The 6,087-nt window shown below is 54.8% G+C and carries 7 protein-coding genes; all 7 read right to left on the bottom strand.

Annotated features, from left to right (window positions below):
- Positions 1-1,178, bottom strand: a 1,178-nt coding sequence (locus tag JW953_23375; GenBank protein MBN1995649.1) for a peptide ABC transporter substrate-binding protein, incomplete at its 3' end; no start/stop codon positions are given.
- A 196-nt stretch (positions 1,179-1,374) separates the two neighbouring features.
- Entirely contained in the window at positions 1,375-2,007 is a 633-nt protein-coding gene (locus JW953_23370; protein MBN1995648.1) for an exo-alpha-sialidase, read from the bottom strand.
- Positions 1,967-2,566, bottom strand: coding sequence for a zf-HC2 domain-containing protein (locus JW953_23365; GenBank protein ID MBN1995647.1), 600 nt, complete (start codon positions 2,564-2,566; stop codon positions 1,967-1,969). Before JW953_23365 ends, JW953_23370 begins: the two co-directional genes overlap by 41 nt.
- Positions 2,559-3,485, bottom strand: coding sequence for a sigma-70 family RNA polymerase sigma factor (locus tag JW953_23360; GenBank protein ID MBN1995646.1), 927 nt, complete (start codon positions 3,483-3,485; stop codon positions 2,559-2,561). Before JW953_23360 ends, JW953_23365 begins: the two co-directional genes overlap by 8 nt.
- A gap of 36 nt (positions 3,486-3,521) precedes the next feature.
- The gene (gene srlD / locus JW953_23355) at positions 3,522-4,313 is read right to left on the bottom strand and encodes a sorbitol-6-phosphate dehydrogenase (GenBank protein ID MBN1995645.1); all 792 of its coding nucleotides are present in this window, start codon (positions 4,311-4,313) and stop codon (positions 3,522-3,524) included.
- Positions 4,313-5,398 carry a glycerol-3-phosphate dehydrogenase gene (locus JW953_23350; GenBank protein ID MBN1995644.1) on the bottom strand — a complete coding sequence of 362 codons (1,086 nt, stop codon included), beginning with the start codon at positions 5,396-5,398 and terminating at the stop codon, positions 4,313-4,315. The genes srlD and JW953_23350 overlap by 1 nt, the downstream gene beginning before the upstream one ends.
- Positions 5,399-5,487: 89 nt before the next feature.
- On the bottom strand, positions 5,488-6,087 hold a 600-nt coding region (locus JW953_23345; GenBank protein MBN1995643.1), incomplete at its 5' end, for a hypothetical protein.

The raw sequence follows: 6,087 nt of genomic DNA, 5'->3' as shown, positions 1-6,087 counted from the left end.
TTGGTTACATTGTCAATCAGGCTCTGGCGGTCAATGGCTGCGGCAAAGGCTTTGCGCACCAACACGTTATCAAACGGCGGTTTGGTATTGACAAAGCCATAGTAGTAGGTGCACAGGCGCGGGGCAATGAGCAGCTCCTGACTTAATTGCGGATCGGCTTTGATGCGGTCCATATCGGGCAAGGGTGGGCCCCATCCGGGATCGGCCATAAGATCAATTTCATTATTTTCGTACATAGCCATGCCGGTGGACGCCTCTTGAATAATAGGGCCACCAAATAACTCTACCTGTACCTCATCGGCGTTTATCCACAACGGATTCTTTTCAATCCAAATCTCGGCGCCATGCGTCCACTCACGCAGGGTATAGGGGCCGCTGGTGACAATTAGACCGGCCTCGGTCCAATTATCACCCCACTCTTCAATGGTCGCTTGCGGCTGCGGGAAGGTGATCCACATGGCCGTAATAGCGGGGAAATAAGCGGCCGGCTCTTTGAGGGTGAAAACAACGGTTGTGTCATCGGGAGCGCTTACGCCCACTGCGGCTTTGATGTCTTCAAAGTCTTCGGCGTTGGGATTAGCAGTGTTTAGTTCTTCCGCCCCCGCAATCATGTACAGCACATAAGCATAGTCCGAAGCCGAGTTGGGGTCCAGGGTGCGCAGCACACCGTAAACCACATCCTGCGCGGTAACCGGCCCCATATCGGCAAACTCGCCGGTATTGGGGTCACGATGGACCCAGTGAATATCATCCCGCAAGCTGTACGTCCAGGTCAGACCATCCTCAGAAACGCTCCAATCGGTGGCCAAAGACGGAATGACATTCGCCTCTTCGTCAAAAGCAGCCAACCCCGTGAATATTTGACGAAGAAAGAAGAGAGACGTGGCATCGGTGGCCAGGGCCGGATCAAGGCTGGGCGGTTCGGTACCCACAATGGTATCAACCCGCACCCGATCCGCATCCGGGTCCGCAGCAGCTACTTCTTTGACCACTTCTTTGACCACTTCTTTTTCCACCTCAACCGTTTCCACCACGGTGATGGTTTCGCCTTGCACTTCTTTTTCCACAATCACCGTTTCAACAATGGTCTGTGGTTCCGGTTGAGCGCCGCATTGGGCGGCAATAACGGCCAACAACGCGACTATCACCAACATTAACCATCCTTTTTTAGAAAACATAGAACCTCCTTGTAAAAATAAATAATTTAAAACTTTTTGCCTGCATCCGCCTGACCTCTCTCGTTATCAGAGTGAGTCAGGCCTACGCCAACACATCTATTTAACTCAACGTCGTTTCAGCCGGACTGCCGACGCGAAATAAAAAAAGCAGGACCCTGAAGTCCTGCCCTGATAAAGTGACTGTCACCTATCCGTTTTAGTTTGCCACCCGCCTCTCCTCAATCCAGGTCTGGCCGCCATCAGACGAGTGGGCCAGGTAAATGCCGGCATTTATCCCCGCCCGGTTTTGCCAGGCAATATAAAGGTGTCCCTGGCTATCTACCGCCAGACTGGGGTTGAAAGCCCGCCTGATCTCATCATTAATCCGCGTACTTTTGCTCCAGGTTTGCCCCACATTTGTAGAACGAGCAAAATAGATGCCCATATCAAGGTGATGCCTGGTCCGCCAGACGACATAAAGAGTGCCCCCGGCATCTACCGCCAAAATAGGATTGAAGGCGCGGTCAAGGCTCTGATTAATGATAACCGGCTCACTCAACGTTTGACCATCAGCCTGCGCCCGAGTTGCGTAAATAGTTGAATATCCTCCCGTATTGTCAATCCAAACCAGATAACTATAATCGCGGTTAGGGTCTATCACCAAAGTTTCGTCCCAGTACGGCTCTTTTCGGGTGGATGAGTAAATCAAGGCTTTATCGTCTAACTGGGTTTGCAACTCATTTTCCAGCATCAGCACGATCTCCCGGGGGGGGGCAATATCTGCCGATTCTTCAACCACGCCATGCAACTCATTTTCTAGCATCAATAACAAGGTGCGGGGGGGGGGCAATCGCCGCCGGGTTTTCCACAATCGCCTGGCCAGAGGTAGAGGGCTGGTTGTCGTTCATTATCTCCCAATTCGGATCGGCCTGGACCACTTCAGCCGTCACCCCGACCACAAGGTCGGCTGTTGCTTCAGCCGTAACTCTGGCTGTTTGGGCCGCCTGGTTCCAAATCTGGCCGGCCCCATCATAAACCGCCACCAGGATTCCCCCAAAAACCAAAAGCAACACCAACACCAGCGCCATCCTGGCCCAGCTTATTTTTTGAAAATCAAACTCAGGCCAGGTCAATTTAAACAAGCGGCCCACTTTGGCCGGTTGCGGCGAGGGGGGAGAAGAGACGAAGAGGTCCGGCTGGGCGGCCAAAATTTTAGTAAAAACTGGGCCATTGGCCCGCCTAAAAACGGCGGTCAACATTGAGTCAACCTGGCGCAAGGATTCAATCTCGGCGGCGCAGGCGGCACAACCAGCGATGTGCCTGCGCACCTGAGCCGAGGCAGCACCCTCCAGATAGGCCACCAGATCACCTTCTTTGATTTCACCAGGAGCGATGCATCCTTCAACCATTGCCCGCCTCTTTCTGTGCCTGACCGACTGCCACCTCACCGGCCCTGGCCAGGGCTGTTTTCCCGTTCCGTTGCGCCCCGTTTTTACCGTTATGGCTCAGGTAAGGGTGAGGTTCATTGCCCAGGGCGCGCCTGGCCCGTTTCAAAACTCGTTCTTTGAGACGCCGCACCGTTTGAGCGTCGGCAAATTCTTGCGGGTAACGGGCGGCAATCTCGGCCGGGGTTAGGCCCTCTTGGTAAGAGAGAGACAAAACTTGCTGTTCCTGCGGGTCGGTAACATAAGCCTTGATCCATTCCTGAACCCTTTGTAACAGACTTTCCCGGTCAATGCGGGCCAACACTTCCTCTTCCGATACAACCTGCGCCGACAACGCCTGCTCGTCGGTGTTGAGAAGCTGCCGCACCTGTTCTCGCCGCCGCAAACGACGCTCATACTCCCAAAAAACGCTCAGCGAACATTGTTTAAGATATTTGAGAATGGCCCCCACGTGGGCAAACCGTTCGGTGAGCGGCGCGCCGGAGCGGGTCAATGCCTGCCAAAAGCGGGGCCAGGTTTCCGGGACAATATCTTCCACCGCCTGCGGCGGCAGTTCCGGCGAACAATCACGGATCCAGCGCTGGATGAGGCAGCGATACTGTTCGTCAATGGCCTGCCAGGCGGCCTGTTCCTGCTCTTCCACTGCGCGTCGAAACAACTCATAACAATAGCCCACCTCTTGCGAGCGAGGTTGGCCGGCTTCAATTCGACACCCCTGGATGATTTCAGCCAGGTTTAATTGCGCCAGAGAGCGTTCCGGCATTGGCGTTGTCTCCTCCTGACTCATGCCTGTTTTAAGTATACCACAGCCGGCGGCTTTGCGGAAGTAACGACGGATGACCAACGACGAACGACCAATGACCAACGGCGACCGGCCAATCATATTGTTCGTCGTTGGTCCCTCGTCGTTCGTTGTGCTTTAACACATCTCCTGGCCGCCGGTCACATTAATGGCCTGGCCGGTCATATAATTGGCTTGATCGGAAGCCAGGAAGACGACCACGTTGGTGACGTCCTGGTAAGTGCAGCCACGTTTCATCGGCACCTGGTCAATGTACCGCTGGCGCACCTGTTCTTCGGTAATGCCCCACTTTTTGGCATATTGTTTGTAGAGCGAGTCCACCCACAACGGCGAGTCGAGCAGATTGCCCGGACAAACGGCATTGACCCGCACGTTATGCTCGGCCAGTTCCAGGGCCAAACTTTGAGTCAGGCCAATGCCGCCAAACTTGCTGGCCGCATAAGCCGAGTTTTTGTAACTGCCCTTTTTACCCGACTTGGAGTTGATTTGAATAATCACTCCGCTTTTTTGTTCAACCATTGGCCGGGCCGCATGTTTGGCCACCAGGAAATAGCCAAACAGGTTAACGTTCACCACCGCCCGCCATTTTTCAGCCGGAAATTCGGTAATGGCTTCGGCAATGAGAATACCGGCATTGGATACAACCACGTCTAACCGGTCAAATTTATCCAGAGTTTGGGCCACCGTTGCTTCAACTTGCGCTTCGTCGGTAACGTCAACTTTAATGGCCATAGTCTGCCGGTTGGTGGCTAAGGCAATATCGGCAGCGGTGGCCGTGGCTGCTGCCATGTTCAAATCGGCCACCACCACGTGCGCCCCTTCGTCGGCCAGGCGACGGCAAATGGCCTGGCCCAATCCTTGAGCGCCGCCCGTAACCAGGGCAATCCGATCTTGCAGTGGTTTGCTCATCACCCGGCGCCTCCAAAATTGGTCAGCGCGGCGCTTTTCATATACGCATCCAGGCAAAAATCAACCGGCTTTTCCCCAACCACAACATCCCCCAACATTTGGATCAGGGGGAAATATTTTAAATCAATCAACCCCCGCGCCCGCAGTTTGGGCAGGGCCTGGGCCATGGCCCGAATGATCTCGACCGACTCTAAAGTTTCACCGGCCATAATAGCGGTAGCCTGGCTAAGGGTATGGCCCAACCCCAACAGGTGGCCCAGGCGCACGGTGCGCCCGCCCATACAGGTCACATACAAATCGCCCGCGCCGGGCAGGCCATAGGCAAAGGCAGGCGTGCCCCCCATTAAGGCCAGCGCGTGCGACATTTCGGTACAGGCCTGGCCAAAGGTGGCGGCAGCCAAGTTGTGCATAGAGGCATTGGCCGCATCCGGGCCGCCGGCCTTTTCTAGCAAGCCGCCGGCCATGCCCACGCCCAGGGTGTAAGCGTTTTTTAAGGCAGCGCAGACTTCTAGACCGACCAAATCGGTGGTAGTCCAAATATGGTAATAGGGGGTGCGAAATGTTGTTGCCAGTTGTTCAACCGCCTCGGCATCACGCGAGCCATAAACCACGCACGTTTGACGGCGTCCGGCCAGTTCACCGGCGATGCACGGCCCGCCAACCGCGACCAGTTTGACTTTATCCCGAATATTTTCGGGCAATTCGCCGGCCAATACATCGGGCAAAATCAACAAATCGCCATTCTCGGCGGCTTCCAGCCCCTTGGTAATGGCAATGATCAACTGGCCCGGTTTTAGATGTGGGCCAATAGCTTGCCCTATCCAGCGCATCCCCAACGAGTTGACCCCGCTGACAATAATCTCCGCCCCATCCAGCGCTTCAGCTATATCGTCCACAAAATAGGATTTAACGCCAAGCGGCAGTTCGCGTTTGAGTTTGGGGTGGAAATGTTTGGCCCGGCAACTCTCGATAATCTCATTATCCAGGTGCGTGCCAACCAGGCGCACCGTGTGGCCGTTATCGGCCAGAGGGTAGGCCACAGCCGTGCCCATAAAACCGGCGCCCACAATGGTTACTTTAGCCATAGAATTGTTTATCCTTTCTCAAATCACACCAAAATCTTGGGGCCAACAGGTTTGGCCCCAAGATTTTTTGTTTGGGAAAATATCTCTGTTTACGGCAGCATCAGTTCCAAAAACTCTTGCTCCGCCTCAACCGTCCATTCCCGGCCATTTTTGAGTTTGGCATAAACGGGGGGAAGCTTTTCTTTTAAATCCGACAGGGGAGTTAAAGGAAAATCCTTGATCTGCGGGAAAATGACCACCTTACCGGGGAATTGGGCCTGTTGGACGGCCCGCAGTCCCTCTTGCGCCGCCGTAAGCGAGCCAATCGCCGCCACCGATTGGTTGGGCGCAAGCCGGCCCGCTTCTGTTTGCTGCAACATGAGTCGCAAATCGGCAATGGTAGAGGCGGTATGGCCGATGAACCGCACGTTTTGTTGATAAACCGGGGTCAAATCAAGCAGTGCCATGGTGCCCCGTTTGAGACCGGCAAACACGTTCATTACTCCCCCCGTCGCCAGGTAGGGCGCAGCTTCTTCAATGGCCTGCGTTGAGGCCGCAATCACAATGATGTTGTCAAAACCAGTTCCGGCAACTTTGGCCAATCGCTCCGAGTAACCCTCGTCGGCCAGGCTCATACAGGTGAAATTAAGGCCCTTGGCCCGGGCGTCAGGCCCCAGCGATTGCTCAACCGTTTGCAATCGGTCCGGCGT

It is taken from the genome of Anaerolineae bacterium, assembly GCA_016931895.1.
Lineage (GTDB): Bacteria > Chloroflexota > Anaerolineae > 4572-78 > J111 > JAFGNV01.
Note: the sequence above shows the minus strand (reverse complement) of the source record. Positions and strands in the feature narration are given on the sequence as shown.

Excerpts from the sequence above, each read along its gene's own strand:
- JW953_23365 (MBN1995647.1), bottom strand. The coding sequence starts at position 2,566 with ATGGTTGAAGGATGCATCGCTCCTGGTGAAATCAAAGAAGGTGATCTG.
- srlD (MBN1995645.1), bottom strand. The coding sequence starts at position 4,313 with ATGAGCAAACCACTGCAAGATCGGATTGCCCTGGTTACGGGCGGCGCT.
- JW953_23360 (MBN1995646.1), bottom strand. The coding sequence starts at position 3,485 with ATGATTGGCCGGTCGCCGTTGGTCATTGGTCGTTCGTCGTTGGTCATC.
- JW953_23350 (MBN1995644.1), bottom strand. The coding sequence starts at position 5,398 with ATGGCTAAAGTAACCATTGTGGGCGCCGGTTTTATGGGCACGGCTGTG.